This is a genomic window from Lapillicoccus sp., assembly GCF_025353065.1.
GTDB lineage: Bacteria > Actinomycetota > Actinomycetes > Actinomycetales > Dermatophilaceae > Lapillicoccus.
The window spans coordinates 1-16,188 of record NZ_JANXRJ010000020.1; the positions used below are offsets into that span (position 1 = coordinate 1).

Annotated in this window: 16 protein-coding genes; 11 read left to right on the top strand and 5 right to left on the bottom strand. The window is 70.9% G+C overall.

The window, feature by feature from the left end; all coding sequences use genetic code 11:
- Positions 1-164 precede the first annotated feature (164 nt).
- On the top strand, positions 165-1,400 hold the full coding sequence (hemW, locus tag Q0R63_RS01410; RefSeq protein ID WP_295692900.1) for a radical SAM family heme chaperone HemW: 1,236 nt from the start codon (positions 165-167) through the stop codon (positions 1,398-1,400).
- A gap of 27 nt (positions 1,401-1,427) precedes the next feature.
- Here hemW and Q0R63_RS01415 read toward each other — a convergent pair whose 3' ends face one another.
- Positions 1,428-1,823: a DUF4870 domain-containing protein gene (locus tag Q0R63_RS01415; RefSeq protein ID WP_295692903.1), complete on the bottom strand. Its 396-nt coding sequence runs from the start codon at positions 1,821-1,823 to the stop codon at positions 1,428-1,430.
- A gap of 264 nt (positions 1,824-2,087) precedes the next feature.
- Positions 2,088-2,969, bottom strand: a complete 882-nt coding sequence (locus Q0R63_RS01420; protein WP_295692907.1) for a DUF3097 domain-containing protein — start codon at positions 2,967-2,969, stop codon at positions 2,088-2,090.
- Positions 2,970-3,098: 129 nt separating this feature from the next.
- Here Q0R63_RS01420 and hrcA point away from each other — a divergent pair, with 129 nt between their 5' ends.
- From hrcA to era, 8 genes are all read left to right on the top strand, one after another.
- Complete coding sequence (hrcA, locus tag Q0R63_RS01425; RefSeq protein ID WP_295692912.1) at positions 3,099-4,130, top strand: heat-inducible transcriptional repressor HrcA; 1,032 nt, start codon at positions 3,099-3,101, stop codon at positions 4,128-4,130.
- 103 nt (positions 4,131-4,233) lie between these two features.
- Complete coding sequence (gene dnaJ / locus Q0R63_RS01430) at positions 4,234-5,361, top strand: molecular chaperone DnaJ (RefSeq protein WP_295692915.1); 1,128 nt, start codon at positions 4,234-4,236, stop codon at positions 5,359-5,361.
- 94 nt (positions 5,362-5,455) lie between these two features.
- On the top strand, positions 5,456-6,199 hold the full coding sequence (locus Q0R63_RS01435) for a 16S rRNA (uracil(1498)-N(3))-methyltransferase (RefSeq protein ID WP_295692919.1): 744 nt from the start codon (positions 5,456-5,458) through the stop codon (positions 6,197-6,199).
- A gap of 36 nt (positions 6,200-6,235) precedes the next feature.
- Positions 6,236-6,580, top strand: coding sequence for a histidine triad nucleotide-binding protein (locus Q0R63_RS01440; RefSeq protein ID WP_295692923.1), 345 nt, complete (start codon positions 6,236-6,238; stop codon positions 6,578-6,580).
- 85 nt (positions 6,581-6,665) lie between these two features.
- Entirely contained in the window at positions 6,666-7,754 is a 1,089-nt protein-coding gene (locus Q0R63_RS01445; protein ID WP_295692927.1) for a PhoH family protein, read from the top strand.
- The gene (gene ybeY / locus Q0R63_RS01450; protein ID WP_295692931.1) at positions 7,751-8,218 is read left to right on the top strand and encodes an rRNA maturation RNase YbeY; all 468 of its coding nucleotides are present in this window, start codon (positions 7,751-7,753) and stop codon (positions 8,216-8,218) included. Before Q0R63_RS01445 ends, ybeY begins: the two co-directional genes overlap by 4 nt.
- Before the next feature lie 12 nt (positions 8,219-8,230).
- Complete coding sequence (locus Q0R63_RS01455) at positions 8,231-9,592, top strand: hemolysin family protein (RefSeq protein ID WP_295692948.1); 1,362 nt, start codon at positions 8,231-8,233, stop codon at positions 9,590-9,592.
- The gene (gene era, locus Q0R63_RS01460; protein WP_295692933.1) at positions 9,576-10,526 is read left to right on the top strand and encodes a GTPase Era; all 951 of its coding nucleotides are present in this window, start codon (positions 9,576-9,578) and stop codon (positions 10,524-10,526) included. Before Q0R63_RS01455 ends, era begins: the two co-directional genes overlap by 17 nt.
- A gap of 83 nt (positions 10,527-10,609) precedes the next feature.
- Here era and Q0R63_RS01465 read toward each other — a convergent pair whose 3' ends face one another.
- The 3 genes from Q0R63_RS01465 to Q0R63_RS01475 form a co-directional block, all read right to left on the bottom strand.
- Entirely contained in the window at positions 10,610-11,500 is an 891-nt protein-coding gene (locus tag Q0R63_RS01465) for a crotonase/enoyl-CoA hydratase family protein (protein WP_295692936.1), read from the bottom strand.
- Positions 11,501-11,586: 86 nt separating this feature from the next.
- A complete protein-coding gene (locus tag Q0R63_RS01470; RefSeq protein ID WP_366521061.1) occupies positions 11,587-12,789 on the bottom strand; it encodes a M4 family metallopeptidase in 1,203 nt (400 codons plus the stop codon).
- 59 nt (positions 12,790-12,848) lie between these two features.
- The gene (locus tag Q0R63_RS01475) at positions 12,849-13,568 is read right to left on the bottom strand and encodes a DUF1707 domain-containing protein (protein ID WP_295692939.1); all 720 of its coding nucleotides are present in this window, start codon (positions 13,566-13,568) and stop codon (positions 12,849-12,851) included.
- A 48-nt stretch (positions 13,569-13,616) separates the two neighbouring features.
- On the opposite strand from Q0R63_RS01475, the gene Q0R63_RS01480 reads away from it, so the two are divergent.
- Together Q0R63_RS01480 and Q0R63_RS01485 are read left to right on the top strand one after the other, a co-directional pair.
- Positions 13,617-15,143, top strand: coding sequence for a serine hydrolase (locus tag Q0R63_RS01480; protein WP_295692942.1), 1,527 nt, complete (start codon positions 13,617-13,619; stop codon positions 15,141-15,143).
- 182 nt (positions 15,144-15,325) lie between these two features.
- Positions 15,326-16,188 (top strand): 2-isopropylmalate synthase (locus Q0R63_RS01485; protein WP_295692945.1); only part of this gene is annotated, 863 nt, incomplete at its 3' end.

A 16,188-nucleotide genomic window follows, 5' to 3' on the forward strand; every position in this document is an offset into this window, starting at 1 on the left:
CCGGGCTGGTTCGTCATGGGGGCGATCGTCGTGGTCGCCGCGGCGCTCAACGTCCCGGCCAGCCGGTGGGCGCTGCGCACCCGCGAGCGCTACGGGGTCCTCACCCACACGGGCTGACCCGCCGGACGTCCCGCGACTGACCTCGGCAGGGGAGAATGGCCCGTATGCCGAGCGCCCTCCCCGACGGCGACCCCGCCCCCGCGTCGGGTCGCCTCCCCGACGAGGCGCTCGCGACCCTCGGGACGCGGCCGTTCGGCGTCTACGTCCATGTGCCGTTCTGCTCCGTGCGCTGCGGCTACTGCGACTTCAACACCTACACCCTCAGTGAGGTCGGCGACGGCACGCTTCCCGGCACGAGCACGGCCACCTTCGCGCAGGCGGCGCTGATCGAGCTCGACCTCGCGGCCGCCGTCCTCGGTGACCGGGCGCCACGGGTCGACACGGTCTTCGTCGGGGGCGGCACCCCGACGATGCTGCCGCCGGCCGACCTCGTGGCGGTGCTGCACGGCATACGGGATCAGTGGGGTCTGGCTCCTGGCGCCGAGGTCACCACCGAGGCCAACCCGGACTCCGTCACTCGAACAGCGTTGGCACAGCTGGCTACCGGTGGTTTCACGCGGGTCAGCATCGGGATGCAGAGCGCCGTGCCCCACGTGCTGCGGGTCCTCGAACGGACCCATGACCCCGACAACGTCGCGCGGGCGGTGGGGTGGGCGCGCGAGGCGGGGCTCGAGGTCAGTCTCGACCTCATCTACGGGACGCCGGGGGAGTCGCTCGACGACTGGCGGCGCAGCCTCGACGCGGTCGTCGCGCTCGAGCCCGACCACGTCTCGGGCTACGCGCTCGTCGTCGAGGACGGCACCAAGCTCGCCGCGCAGGTGCGCCGCGGTCTCGTGCCGGCGCCGGAGGACGACGACGAGGCGACGAAGTACGAACTGGCCGACGAGCTGCTCACCGCGGCCGGCTACGGCTGGTACGAGGTCAGCAACTGGGCCAGGGACCCGCGTTTCCGTTGCCGTCACAACGAGGGTTACTGGGCCGGGGGCGACTGGTGGGGGATGGGGCCCGGCGCCCACAGCCACGTCGGTGGTGTGCGCTGGTGGAACGTCAAGCACCCCACCGCGTATGCCGCCCGCCTGGCCGCCCACACCTCGCCGGCGGCCGCACGCGAGCTCCTCACGGACGACCAGCGATATGACGAGTGGCTGCTGCTCGGCGTCCGCCTCGTCGACGGCCTCGAGATCGGCGGTCTTCGGCCGGAGGGCCGGAAGGCGGTGGCCGGGCTCATCGCCGACGAACTCGTGCATGGCCCGGCGGCGTTGCAGGAGAGGCGGATCCGGCTGACTCGCACGGGTCGGTTGCTCGCCGACACCGTCGTCCGACGCCTGTTGGCGCTCTGACGCAGCCCCGCCTGGGGAGGCGTCCGGTCAGCTGAGGATCTTGATCTGGAACGGGTAGTTGTAGGCGCGGCCCTGGCTGGCGCGGATGGCCGCGACGAGGTGCCAGACGATCATGCCGACGTTGGCGATGACGAAGAGGATGACCGCGATCGGCGAGAGGATCACCGTGAAGAGGCAGATCCAGGCGACGACGTTCATCACCCAGAGGCCGACATTGAAGTTGAACGCGCCGGCGGCGGCCTGACGCACGAGCGGGCTCCGCTTCCGGTAGACCGCCCAGATGATGAGCGGCCCGAGGAAGCTCAACCACCCGGCCGTGACGATCGCGGCGACGATCGCCGACAGGTGGGCGGCGATGCTGAGCGTCTTCTCCTCGCCGGTGGCGACGGGTGGCTGCGAGCCGGGATAGGGCTGGGTGGTCATGACTGATCTGCCTGCTTCCGTGGTGGGGATGGTCACCAGTGTGGACGCCGCGTGGGAGCAGCCGTTCCGTGCGGGGCCGGAGTTCAGGGGCGGCAGGAGCACAAGTCAGGGCCCACTCAGGGTCCCCCCTGACTCTGAGCCCCCACCCCCTCACCCCCACCCCTCCGCTTCTTGCTTCCGGTGTGCCCGAATGGGGGCCTCGGACGCCCGAAACGGGCCACCCGGAAGCAACAAGGCGGTATTGAGGGCTTCGGCGGGGCGGTCTCAGGCGGGGGCGGTCACGAAGTCGATGAGCTCCTCGACGCTGGCGAGCAGGCTCGGCTCCAGGTCGGCATACCCCCGCACCGTCCCGAGGATCTGCTTCCACGCCCGCGCGATGTCGGCCTGGTCGGCGTGCGCCCAGCCGAGCTCGGCGCAGATGCCGTGCTTCCACGACGTGCCGCGCGGGATCACCGGCCACTCGCGCCAGCCGAGCCGCTCGGGGCGCACCGACTGCCAGACGTCGACGTAGGGGTGGCCGAGCACGAGCACGTGGTGTCGAGCCGCCGGGGCCCGGCGGGCGGCGTCCACGATGCGGGCCTCCTTCGTCCCCGGGACGAGGTGGTCGACCAGGACGCCCATCCGCCGTCCGGGCCCCGGCGCGAAGTCCGCGATGGCCGCCGTGAGGTCGTCGACTCCGTCGAGCATCTCGACGACCACTCCCTCGACGCGCAGGTCGTCGCCCCAGACCTTCTCGACGAGCTCGGCGTCGTGCCGCCCCTCGACGAAGATCCGGCTGCCGCTCGCCACCTTGGCGCGGGCGCCGGCCACCGCTGTGGACCCACTCGCCGTGCGCGACGTCTCGGCGCGAGCGGCCTCGAGCCGGGCCCGCGCGGCCAGGACCGGAGGCGTGAGGATGACCGGCCGCCCGCCCTGCAGGAAGCCCGGCCCGAGCCGGAAGGCCTTGGTGCGTCCCCGACGGTCCTCGAGGTGGACGACGTGCATCCCGCCGGCCTTCTCGACACGGACGACCGCACCGCACCACCCCGTCTCGACGTCCTCGACCACGAGCCCGGCCTCGGCCGCGACCTCGGTGGCGCGCCCGCCCTTCGGCGCGCGCCAGTCTCCCTGGAGCACGTCGGGGCCGTAACGGTCGGGAGGAGTCACCCGGCGAGGCTAGGCCGAGCGCGTCCGGGGAAGGACGCGACCCGCCGGTGGCCGAGACGTCGTAGACTTGGCACTCACGCGTGTCGAGTGCCAAGTGCCGGATTGCGACGAGATGACGGAGGTGGCGGGATGAGCGAAGAACGCCGGCTGGCTGTCCTCCGGGCGATCGTCCAGGACTATGTGCAGACCTCCGAGCCGGTCGGCTCGAAGGCGCTCGTCGAGCGCCACCACCTCGGGGTGTCCGCCGCGACCGTGCGCAACGACATGGCCCTCCTCGAGGAGGAGGGGCTCATCCACGCGCCGCACACGTCGGCGGGACGGGTGCCCACGGACGCGGGCTACCGGCTGTTCGTCGACCGGTTGAGCGCCGTCAAGCCGATGAGCGCCGCCGAGAAGACCGCGATCAGCCGTTTCCTCGAGGGGGCCGTCGACCTCGACGACGTCGTCGACCGCACCGTGCGGCTGCTGTCGATGATCACCCGGCAGGTCGCCGTGATGCAGTACCCCTCACTCACCCGATCCACCGTTCGTCATATCGAGCTCGTTCCGATCGGGCAGGGCCGGCTGATGGTCGTCCTCATCGTCAACACCGGCCGCGTCGAGCAGCGGGTGGTGGAGTCGCACCTCGACCTCACCTCCGAGAGCGGCGAGGCCGCGGTCACCCAGCTGCGTGCGGGCCTCAACGAGGAGCTGGGTGGGCGCCCGTTCTCCGAGGCTGCCGTGCGGCTGCGGTCGCTGGCCGAGCGCTTCGAGCTCGACGCCCGCGACCTCGTGCGACTCGTCGTGGGCGCGCTCGACGACGCGTTGGTCGAGGAGCGCGAGGAGCGGGTCGTGCTTGCGGGCACGGCCAACCTGGCCCGGTTCGGCACGGACTTCCCGCTCACCATCGGCCCCGTCCTCGAGGCGCTGGAGGAGCACGTCGTGCTGCTCACGCTGCTGAGTACCCTCGGCGAGGACCACGATGCGGTGGCCGTGCGCATCGGGAGGGAGAATGCTCATATCGGCCTGAGCTCGACCTCGGTCGTCTCCACGGGCTACGCCGCCGGCAGCGAGGTCGTCGCCGGTCTCGGGGTGCTCGGCCCCACCCGCATGGACTACCCCACGACGATGGCGTCGGTCCGGGCCGTCGCTCGCTACGTCTCCCACCTGCTGGAGCCGTGACGACCGCTCGGGCTCCACACCGCATACCGAAATGACTGTTGGCCGCACACCAAAATGACCGTCGGACGCATACCAAAATCACTGTAGGACAAGGAATCTCAGGTTGAACGACTACTACCAGGACCTCGGTGTCTCCCGCGACGCGACCCCGGAGGAGATCAAGCGGGGCTACCGCAAGCTCGCCCGGCAGCTGCACCCGGACGTCAATCCGGGCGCCGATGCCGAGGAGAAGTTCAAGCGCCTCTCCCAGGCCTACGACGTGCTCTCCGACGCGGACAAGAAGCAGGCCTACGACATGGGTGCCGACCCGTATGCCGCCGCCGGCGCCGGCGGAGCGGCCTACGGACAGGGCTTCTCCTTCAGCGACGTCATGGACGCCTTCTTCGGCGGTCAGCCGGCCCAGCGCGGCCCGCGGTCCCGGCAGCAACGCGGCCAGGACGCGCTCATCCGGCTGGACATCGACCTCTCGGAGGCCGTCTTCGGTGCCGACGAGGAGCTGACCATCGACACCGCCCTGGCCTGCGGCACCTGCCACGGCGACGGCGCGCAGCCCGGCACCGGCACCACCACCTGCTCGATCTGCAACGGTCGGGGCGAGGTGCAGTCGGTCCAGCGGTCCTTCCTCGGGCAGGTCGTCACGAGCCGGCCCTGCGCCGCCTGCCAAGGCTTCGGCGCCAACATCACGAACCCGTGCTTCGAGTGCTCGGGACAGGGCCGGGTGCGCACCCGCCGGACGCTGAAGATCCGCGTGCCCGCGGGTGTCGACACCGGCACCCGCATCCAGCTCGCGTCCGAGGGCGAGGTCGGGCCCGGCGCCGGACCGGCCGGCGACCTCTACGTCGAGATCGCGGTCCGCCCGCACGAGACCTACGTGCGCCGCGGCGACGACCTCCATGTCACCCTCGAGGTGCCCATGACGGCCGCCGCCCTCGGGACCCAGATCAAGCTCAGCACCTTCGACGGGATGAAGGACCTCTTCATCGACGGCGGCGCCCAGGCCGGCGACACGACGATGATGCGTTCGCTCGGCGTGACGCACCTGCGCGGCTCCGGGCGCGGCGACCTCATCGTGCACCTCAACGTCCAGACGCCGACGAAGCTCACCGACGAGCAGGAGGAGCTGCTGCGGCAGCTCGCGACGATGCGCGGCGAGGAGCGTCCCGAGGGCCGGCTGGCGCCGCTCGAGAAGGGCTTCATCGGCAAGATCAAGGACGCGTTCAAGGGTCGCTGACGGTCCAACCCCTGACGTCCGCGCCGACGTGAGTCCGGTGTCCCTTCGGTGCGGACGTTGTGGCTGGCACGCGGCATACGGGCAGGATGGGGACGTGACCCAGCGCCTTTTCCTCGTGACGCCTGCCGAGTGGGGGCAAGCCGCCGCAGGTGACGTCGTCGTCGTGACGGGCGCCGAGGCGCGACATGCGGTGCAGGTGGTCAGGCTCGCGGTCGGCGAGCAGGTGCTGGTCAGCGACGGGGCCGGCCGACGCGGCACGGGAGAGATCGTGTCAGTGGAACCGACCCGGCTCTCCGTCCGGCTCGCGCACGTCGACACCGTCCCCGAGCCGAGCCCGCGTTTCGTCTTGGTCCAGGCGCTGGCCAAGGGCGACCGGGACGAGCAGGCCGTCGAGGCTGCGACCGAGCTCGGGGTCGATGTCGTGGTCCCGTGGCAGGCCTCCCGCAGCATCGTCCAGTGGCGGGCCGACAAGGCCGACAAGGGCCGACAGAGGTGGGTCGCCGTGGTGGCCGCCGCGGCGAAGCAGGCGCGACGCGCACGCATACCGGTCGTCGAGCCCCTGGAGCGTATGCCGGGTGTCCGCGCCCGCGTCTCCGCCGCCGCGCTGGCGCTGGTCCTGCACGAGGACGCGACAACGCCGTTGGTGGGCCTCGATCTCCCTGTCTCGGGGGACGTCGTCCTCGTCGTGGGACCCGAGGGCGGTATCACGCCGGAGGAGCTGCACGCCCTCGGGGAGGCCGGCGCCCGCGTCGTGCGGCTCGGCGCCGAGGTGCTCCGCTCCAGCAGCGCCGGACCCGCCGCGCTCGCCGTCCTCAACGCGGCCGGGCGCTGGCGCTGACGCCTCCGGTGGACCACCCGGAACTAGGGTGACGGCATGATCGCGCCGATGTGCCTCTTCTGCAGGATCCTCGAGGGCGAGATGGCGGCCGACGTCGTCCGCGAGACGGGACTCTCGCTGGCCTTCCGCGACATCAACCCCCAGGCCCCGACCCACATCCTGGTCATCCCGCGGCGGCACGTCGCCAACCTCTTCGAGCTGGCCGAGTATGCCGGGGAGCTGGCTGACGTCGTCGCCCTCGCCGGGTCGATCGCCGAGGAGGAGGAGCTGGACAAGGGCTACCGCCTCGTCGCCAACACCGGTTCCCAGGCGGGCCAGAGCGTCTATCACGCGCACCTGCACCTCCTCGGCGGCCGTGACCTCGGCTGGCCGCCCGGCTGACGCCCGCTTCAGCAGTGGCCGCAGCACAGCGCCGGACCATATGGCATCGCCCCTGTCACCCCTGCGCCGTAGACTCTGGCCCAACATGACAGAAGCCGAACGCCCCTCGTCCTCGCTGTCCGACGGTCCCCTCGAGAGGGACGTGTCCGCGGCCGGACCGACCACCCACGCCACCCACTCCATCACCATCCCGCCATCGGTCTCGATGGTCGCCCTCCTCGGGCCCCGTGATGAGCTGCTGCGCACCATGGAGGGCGCCTTCCCGCAGCTCGACGTCCACGTGCGGGGCAACCAGCTGTCCCTGCGCGGAGAGAGCGCGGACGTGGCGCTGGTCGAGCGCCTCGTGGACGAGCAGCTGCTGATCATCGAGGCCGGGCAGCCGCTCAACCGTGACGCGGTCGAGCGCTCCATCGGGATGCTCCGCAGCCAGACCCGGGAGCGTCCCGCCGACGTCCTGACGATGAACATCGTCAGCAACCGCGGCCGCACGATCCGCCCCAAGACGCTCAACCAGAAGCTCTATGTCGACGCGATCGACGAGCACACCATCGTCTTCGGCATCGGCCCGGCCGGCACCGGGAAGACCTACCTCGCGATGGCCAAGGCGGTCGCGGCCCTGCAGGCCAAGCAGGTCAACCGGATCATCCTCACCCGGCCGGCCGTCGAGGCGGGTGAGCGGCTCGGGTTCCTGCCCGGCACGCTCAACGACAAGATCGACCCCTACCTGCGACCGCTCTACGACGCCCTCCACGACATGGTCGACCCGGAGAGCATCGCCCGGCTGATGGCCTCCGGCACGATCGAGGTGGCGCCGCTGGCCTACATGCGCGGCCGCTCCCTCAACGACGCCTTCATCATCCTCGACGAGGCCCAGAACACCTCGGCGGAGCAGATGAAGATGTTCCTCACCCGGCTCGGGTTCGGCTCCAAGATGGTTGTCACCGGTGACGTCACCCAGGTCGACCTGCCCGGCGGCACGACGTCGGGCCTCCGCCAGGTGCGGGGGATCCTCCAGGACGTCGACGACGTCCACTTCGCGGAGCTGACCTCGCAGGACGTCGTGCGGCACCGGCTCGTCGGGGCGATCGTCGACGCCTACGAGCGCAGCGAGGCCGCGACCGAGCGGCTGCGCGGCCACGACGTCCGACCGGGACGGCGGACGGGCACGACGTGAGCATCGACGTCCTCAACGAGACCGACGTCGTCACCGACGAGCTCGAGCTCGTCGCCCTGGCCCGGTATGTGATGGGCCAGCTGAAGGTCCACCCGCAGGCCGACCTGTGCATCACCCTCGTCGACGAGGCGGCCATGGAGACGTTGCACGTGCAGTGGATGGACCTGTCCGGCCCCACCGATGTCATGAGCTTCCCGATGGACGAGCTGCGTCCTGGGCAGGACGACGCCGAACCCGACGAGGGCATGCTCGGCGACATCGTGCTGTGCCCGACGGTGGCCGCGAAGCAGGCCCTCGAGGCCGGTCACGCCACCGAGGAGGAGCTCCTGCTGCTCACGACGCACGGCATCCTCCACCTGCTCGGGTTCGACCACGAGGAACCTGACGAGGAACGCGAGATGTTCGAGCTGCAGCGCCAGCTCCTGCTGACCTTCCTGGCCACCCGCGGCCGACCCGCGTCCTAGGAGAGCCCCGTGATCCCCCAGATGGTGGCGTTCGCGCTCGTCGCCGTCGTCATCGCGTTCAGCCTGTCTGCGTGCGAGGCGGCGATCTTCCGGATGTCGCACTCCCGGGCCCGAGAGCTCTACGACGACGGCCGCAGCGGGGCGACCTCGCTGCTGGTCGTCATCGACGACTCCCCGGCATACCTCGCGGTGCTGACCTTCCTGCGGGTCGTCGCCGAGGCGGCCAGCGCCGTCCTCATTACCGTCTCCGTGCTCGAGCTGGTCAAGAACACCACCACCGGCCTCATCATCTCGATCGCCATCATGGCGATCGTCTCGTTCGTCCTGACCGGGGTCTCGCCCCGCACCCTCGGCCGGCAGCACTACGACACCGTGGCGCTGTGGGCGGCGCCCTTCGCGGTCGGGCTGCGCAAGGTGCTCGGCCCGGTGGCGCGGGTCCTCGTCGTGTTCGGCAACGCGGTGACACCGGGGAGGGGCTACCGCGACGGCCCCTTCCAGACCGAGGCCGAGCTGCGCGACCTGCTCGACCAGGCGCGCGACTCCTCCGTCATCGAGGAGGACGAACGCGAGATGATCCACTCCGTCTTCGAGCTCGGTGACACCCTCTCGCGCGAGGTGATGGTCCCGCGCACCGACATGGTGACGATTCGCCACGACAAGAACCTGCGTCAGGGCATGTCGCTGTTCATCCGCTCGGGGTTCTCGCGGATCCCCGTCGTCGGCGACGACAGCGACGACGTGCAGGGCCTGCTCTACTTCAAGGACGTCGTGCGGCGCACCAACTCCGACCCCGACGCGGTGACGACGAGCGTCGGGCTGGTGATGCGACCCATGCAGTTCGTCCCCGAGAGCAAGCCCGTCGACGACCTGCTGCGCGAGATGCAGCGCGACCAGAGCCACTTCGCCGTCGTCCTCGACGAATACGGCGGCACTGCGGGCATCGTCACCATCGAGGACATCCTCGAGGAGATCGTCGGGGAGATCGCCGACGAGCACGACCGCGAGCCGCCCGGGGTCGAGGAGCTCGACGACGGTCGGACCCGCGTCCCCGCGTCGATGGACATCGACGACCTCGCCGACCTCTTCGACGTCGAGATCGACGAGGAGGAGGTCGATACGGTGGGGGGCCTGCTCTCCAAGGCGATCGGCCGCGTCCCCATCCCCGGCTCGTATGCCGTGGTCGCCGGTCTCGCGCTCACCGCCGAGAAGATGGCGGGTCGCCGGCACCGGCTCGCGTCGGTCATCGTGCAGCGGGTGGAGCCGGAGCCCGACGAGGACGCCGAGGCGCAGGGCAACGCGAGGCAGGGCAACGCGAGGCCGAGCAACGAGCGGCACAGCAACGCGAAGGAGAAGGAACATGCCCGAGAGCGCTGACACCGACGGGAGCGATGCGAGCGAGCCGGCATACCGGGCGGGGTTCGCCTGCCTCGTCGGGCGCCCCAATGCCGGCAAGTCGACCCTGACCAACGCCCTCGTGGGGCACAAGGTCGCCATCACCTCGTCCAAGCCGCAGACGACGCGGCACACGATCCGCGGCATCACGACGACCGCGCACTCGCAGCTGATCCTCGTCGACACCCCGGGCCTGCACCGGCCCCGCACCCTGCTGGGCGAGCGGCTCAACCACCTCGTGCGCGAGACGCTGCTCGAGGTCGACGTCATCGGCTTCTGCCTCCCCGCCGACCAGAAGATCGGCCCCGGCGACGCCTACATCGCCAAGGAGCTCGCCGAGCTGCAACGCGCCAAGCGCAAGCCGGTCGTGGCGCTCGCGACCAAGTCCGACAAGGTCGACCGCAGGCGGATGACGGAGCACCTCATCGCCATCGACCAGCTCGGCGCGTGGGACGAGATCGTGCCCTGCTCGGCGACCCGCGGCGATCAGGTCGAGGTGGTCAAGACGGTCCTCACCTCCTATCTCCCCGCCTCCCCGCAGCTCTATCCGGATGGCGTGCTGACCGACGAGCCCGACGCCGTGATGATCGCCGAGCTGGTGCGCGAGGCCGCCCTCGAGGGTGTCCGCGACGAGATGCCGCACTCGCTCGCCGTCGTCGTCGAGGAGATGCTGCCCCGCGAGGGCCGCCCCGAGGGCGACCCGATGCTCGACGTGCGGGTGAATGTGTTCGTCGAGCGCTCGAGCCAGAAGGCGATCATCATCGGCCGGGCGGGCGCCCGGCTCAAGGAGGTCGGCTCCAACGCCCGCGCGGGGATCGAGGAGCTGCTCGGCCAGAAGGTCTACCTCGACCTGCACGTCAAGGTCGCCAAGGACTGGCAGCGCGACCCGAAGCAGATGCAGCGCCTCGGCTTCTGACCCCGCTTCCTGCGCCGGATGCACCGAATCATCGGGCATTTTCGGGCAGGTTCGGTGCATCTGGCGCCGGAAGCGGGGTGGGGTCAGGTGGAGGAGGCGGCGGGGAAGACGTCCGGCAGGTCTGAGGCGTGGCCGGTGAAGTCGGCCGCCCGCTTCTCCAGGAACGCCGCGACCCCCTCCTTGCCGTCGCCCTGCGCGGTCCAGAACATCGCGAGCGAGTCGGACTGGTGCGCGGCCATCGGGTGGGCGGCGGCCATGTTGCGCCACATCAGCTGCCGGGTGAGGGCGATGCCGACGGGTGAGTGGCCGTCGACGAACCGGTGCGCGAGCGCGTATGCCGCGGGCAGCAGCTCGTCGGGCGCGTGCACCGAACGCACGAGACCACCCTCGAGGGCCTGCTCGGAGGTGAGGACATCGGCGGCATACGTCCACTCGAGCGCCCGCGAGATGCCGACGATCCGGGGCAGGAACCACGACGAGGCCGCCTCCGGCACGATCCCGAGCCGCCCGAAGACGAACCCGATGCGCGCCGACGTCGAGGCGAGCCGGACGTCCATCGGCAGCGTCATCGTCGTGCCGATCCCCACGGCCGCGCCGTTGATCGCGGCGATGACCGGCTTCGTGCAGTCGTAGACCGCGAGCGAGACCCGACCCCCCGTGTCCCGCACGCCGCGCAGCACGTCCTCGTCCTCGAGACGCTCGGCGAGCTCGGCCGGGGTCGGTGACATCGACTCGTCCAGCCCGAAGACGTTGCCGTCGCGCGCCTCGTTGAGGTCCATCCCGGCACAGAAGGCGCGGCCCGCGCCGGTGACGACGACGGCCCCGACGCCGTCGTCACCCGACGCCCGGCCGTAGGCGTCGACGAGCTCGTCGGCCATCTCCACGGTGAACGCGTTGAGCTGGTCGGGGCGCTGGAGGGTGAGGGTGAGGATGCGGTCCTCGACGGACCAGTCGAGGGTGGCGTAGTCGTTCATGTCCCTACTCTCGCAGGCAGCCTCACCTCACAAGCTGGAGGGAGGCACCGCCGGTCTGGTGCCCAGCCACTCGAACCCCCACCCGCTCAGATCACCTTGACGGTCGTCCACGCGTCGTGGACGGCGGTGACCTGGCTGCTTCCCGCGCCGAAGCGCGCGGTCGCGGCATCGATGGTCAGCTGGGCGAAGTCGGCGAACTGCGCGTCCTTGGCGATCTTGCCGCCGGTGAGCACGTCGTACCAGACCTGGCCGGCGCCCTCCCAGCTCGTGCCGCCGATGCCGGTCGCGGCGAGGTAGAAGGCGCGGTTCGGGATGCCGGAGTTGGTATGGACGCCGCCGTTGTCGTGCTGCGAGTCGTGGGGGAGGTCCTGGTAGCCGTCCATGTCGCCGGCCTGCGGGTCCTTGCCGAGCTTCGGGTCGTCGTAGGCGGTGCCCGGCGCCTTCATCGACCGCAGGGCGACCCCGTTCACCTTGCTCGTGAACAGGCCCTGCCCGATCAACCAGTCGGCGTCGGCGGCGCTCTGCCCGAGGACCATCTGCTTGACCATCGAGCCGAAGCAGTCGGACACCGACTCGTTGAGGGCGCCGGGCTGCGCGACGTAGGTCAGCCCGGCGGTGAACTGGGTCATGCCGTGGGTGAGCTCGTGCCCGATGACGTCGACGGCGGCTGTGAAACGGTTGAAGTAGACCCCGTCGCCGTCCCCGAACACCATCTGCGTGCCGTCCCAGAAGGCGTTGTCGTAGCCGGTGTCGTAGTGGACGCTCGCGACCAGCAGCAGCCCCTTGCCGTCGAGCGAGTCCCGCCCGTATGCCGTGTGCAGCAGTCCCCACGTCGCGCCGAGCCCGTCGTAGGCCTCGGTCGCCGCGACGTCACTGGTGGCCGGCGCGCCCTCCTTGCGTACGAGGGGGCCGGGCAGGGTGGTCGTGTGCCCGGCGTCGTGGATCGCCCGCTTCACGACGGCCCCCACACCCGTGGCGGACGGGGGAGCGGAGGGAGCGGAGGGGGCAGCAGGGGCCGGACCCCTGAGGGTGGCCTGCGTCATGGCGCCCGGCAGACCGCGGTGGTCGCCGCCACCGCGCTCGGTGAACACCTCCCGCCGGTCGCGGATGCCCTGGTCCTGGATGATCGCCCGCCGGGCCGCGTCGGCGACCTCCGGCTCGTCGACCAGGGCCAGCTGCTCGAGCAGGTAGGGCGGGGTGATGCCGCACCGCACCGGGGCGAGCGTCCCGCTCGAGGCGGGGCGCGGCATACGGGATGACGGGTGCGGGGTGACGGGTCGGGGGCTCATGGGACCACCGTCTCTCCGACCACTGACACCCCACAAGCCCCCAGACGAGAAACGCCGCCTCAGCGCCGCGGAGGCGCTTTCGGCGGTGGGGCGTCCTGCGGCGTGGCGTCCTGGGGGGAGGGGCGCGGGCCCGCTGAGCCGGCGCCGTGAACCGCCGCTCGCTCGGCCTTGCGCAACCGCCGCGCGTCGCGCCAGCTGGCGTGCCGCACCGTGATGGAGCCCACCGCCGACGTGCCGTGGAGCACGAGCAACGGGTGCCCCGGCCGGGCGATGCGGTCGACCCGGTTGGACATGCTGCCGAGGCCCTTGCCGACCTGGTCGGTGTTGGCACCCCACCCCTCGGGGAGGATGAGGACGATCGACCCGACGCCGCCCGACACGGCGACGTCGACGACCTGGTGGGGGCAGATGGCCTGCAGGAAGTCGAGCTTGACCGAGCCCATCCCGGCGCTGACGCCGAGGAAGGGCGGCACCCACCAGACGCCGCGCTCGACGTGGCTCGACATGCCCCCGGAGAACTGTCGGCGGTGGTCGGGGTCCAACCCGACGAGGGTCGGGTCGTGGGCCGACGCCCGCCCTAGCTCGATCGAGGGCCGGACCACGGGGAGGTCCGCGACCAGCGCGTCGAGATCGTCGAACGTGCGCGCCGCAAGCGCGCTGGTGGTGCGCTCGGCGAGCTCCTCCGAGGTCAGTCGGCCCTCCGTGGCGGCGCTGCGCAGGATCACGATGGTCGCCTCGCGCTCGCGGTGCCCGACCCTCAGCTGTCCCGCATCCGTCATCGGGCCATCGTAGTGACGATGGGGTCGTCACCCGGTAGTTTCGTGCGGGTGACGACCACCGACACCACCCACACCTTCGCGCTCCCACGTTCTGCTCCGGCCGACGTCGGCATCCCCGCCGCGGGCCTGCACGCCCTGCTCGACGCACTGGACCAGTCAGGGCTGGAGCTGCACAGCCTGATGGTGCTGCGGCACGGACAGGTCGCGGCCGAGGGGTGGTGGGATCCCTACTCCCGCAATCGAGTTCACCTCCTCTACTCGCTGAGTAAGTCCTTCACCTCGACCGCCGTCGGCTTCGCGGTGGCCGAGGGTCTCGTCGCTCTCGAGGACCGCATCGTCGACCTCCTGCCCGATCACGTGCCCGCCGACGCCGACCCGGTCGTCGCCACACTCACCCTCCACGACGTGCTCTCCATGTCCACCGGACACCGGGAGGACACGCTCGAACGGGCCTGGGCCGTGGAGCCCCACGACCTCGCCAAGGGGTTCATGCGGCTGCCGCCCGAGGAGCCGGTCGGTTCGCGTCACGCCTACAACAACACCTGCACCTACCTCGCCGCTCTTGTGGTGCAGGAGCGGTCGGGCGAGTTCCTGCTCGACTACCTGCGTCCCCGCCTCCTCGAGCCGCTCGGCATCGAGCCCGGCCGCTGGGACGCCGACGAGCACGGCAACGCCCTCGGGTTCAGCGGGCTGCACCAGCGCACCGAGGACCTCGCGCGGTTCGGCCAGCTGCTGCTCCAGAAGGGTCGGTGGCAGGAGCGTCAGCTGCTGCCGCAGGGGTGGGTGGAGCTCGCGACCCGCAAGCACATCGACAACGACCTCGACCCGGCCGGCAACATCGACTGGCGGCAGGGCTACGGCTACCAGTACTGGATGGCGCAGCACGGCTTCCGCGGCGACGGGGCCTACGGCCAGTTCTGCGTCGTCGTGCCGGAGGCCGACCTCGTCGTCATCACCACCGCGTGCGTCGAGGACATGCAGGGCATCCTGACCGCCGTGTGGACGCAGCTGCTGCCCAGCCTCGATACGACCGACGACGGCGAATCCGCCTCTGCCGCCGAACTGCTCGACCGACTGGGGGCACTCGCCCTGCCGACCGTCGTCCCCGAGATGGACGGCGGCCGCACGCCGGTCACCTTCACCGCCCCGGGCACGACCGACGCCGCGTATGCCGGTCCGTCACCGGTGCTCTCGGTGACGGCCGACGCGCCGCTGGCCGCCGGTGCGATGGTCACGGTGCGGCCCGACGGGGTGGACACGGTCCTCGACATCGTCATCGGGGACGTGCGGCTCACCGTGCCGTGCGGCCGCGACCACTGGGCCGAGGGCCGGCTGGGCGAGCACGCCGGAGCCTCGCGCGGATCCCGCGGTATGCCGCCGATGCAGCCGACCCCGGTCGTCTGCCGCGGCGGTTGGACCAGTGCCGACACCTTCGAGGCCGACCTCGTCCTGATCGAGACACCGCATCGGATCCGGTTGCTGGGCAAGGAGGTCGGCGGGTCTGCCGTCCTCGAGTCGGCCTGGAACGCTGTGCCGCTGAACGGCGCCCGCCTGGAGGCCCACCTCCCGCGTTGACCGTCCCCGCGAGGGGGGCGGCTGGACGGGTCGTCAGCACACGGCATACTCTCGCGGCATGCGTTCTGCGCTCCTCCTCCTTCGCTGCCGCGACGAGGCCTGACCACGGCCCACCTCGTCGCGGAGTTCGTGGTGTCCGGCCGGACCACCCGCACCACCGCGAAACGAGAGTTGAGAGACCGATGATCCACCCGCAGACGTCGAGCGGTATGCCGTTCGCCAAGTACCTCCCCTTCCAGGACCAGATCGCGGTGCAGCTTCCGGACCGGACCTGGCCGACGAAGACCATCACGACGGCCCCGCGCTGGTGCGCGGTCGACCTGCGCGACGGCAACCAGGCCCTCATCGACCCAATGAACTCCGAGCGCAAGATGCGGATGTTCCAGCTGCTGGTCTCGTTGGGCTACAAGGAGATCGAGGTCGGTTTCCCCTCGGCGAGCCAGACCGACTTCGACTTCTGCCGCGAGCTCATCGAGGGTGGGCACATCCCCGACGACGTCACCATCCAGGTGCTGACCCAGTGCCGCGACCGCCTCATCGAGCGCACCTACGACTCGATCCGGGGGGCGAAGCAGGCCATCGTGCACTTCTACAACTCGACCTCCGTGCTGCAACGCCGCGTCGTCTTCGGCCTCGACCAGGACGGCATCGTCGACATCGCGCTGCAGGCCGCGCGGCTCTGCCGCAAGCTCGAGGAGACCATCCCTGACACGCAGGTCTACTACGAGTACTCGCCCGAGTCCTACACCGGCACCGAGCTCGACTTCGCCGTCCGCATCTGCAACGAGGTGGCCGACGTCATCGACCCGACGCCCGACCACAAGCTGATCATCAACCTGCCCGCGACGGTCGAGATGGCGACGCCCAACGTCTACGCCGACTCCATCGAGTGGATGGTCCGCCACCTCGAGCGGCGCGACTCGATCGTCGTGTCGCTGCACCCCCACAACGACCGCGGCACCGGGGTGGCCGCGGCCGAGCTGGGTTACCGGGCGGGGGCGGACCGGATCGAGGGTTGCCTCTTCGGCAACGGCGAGCGCACCGG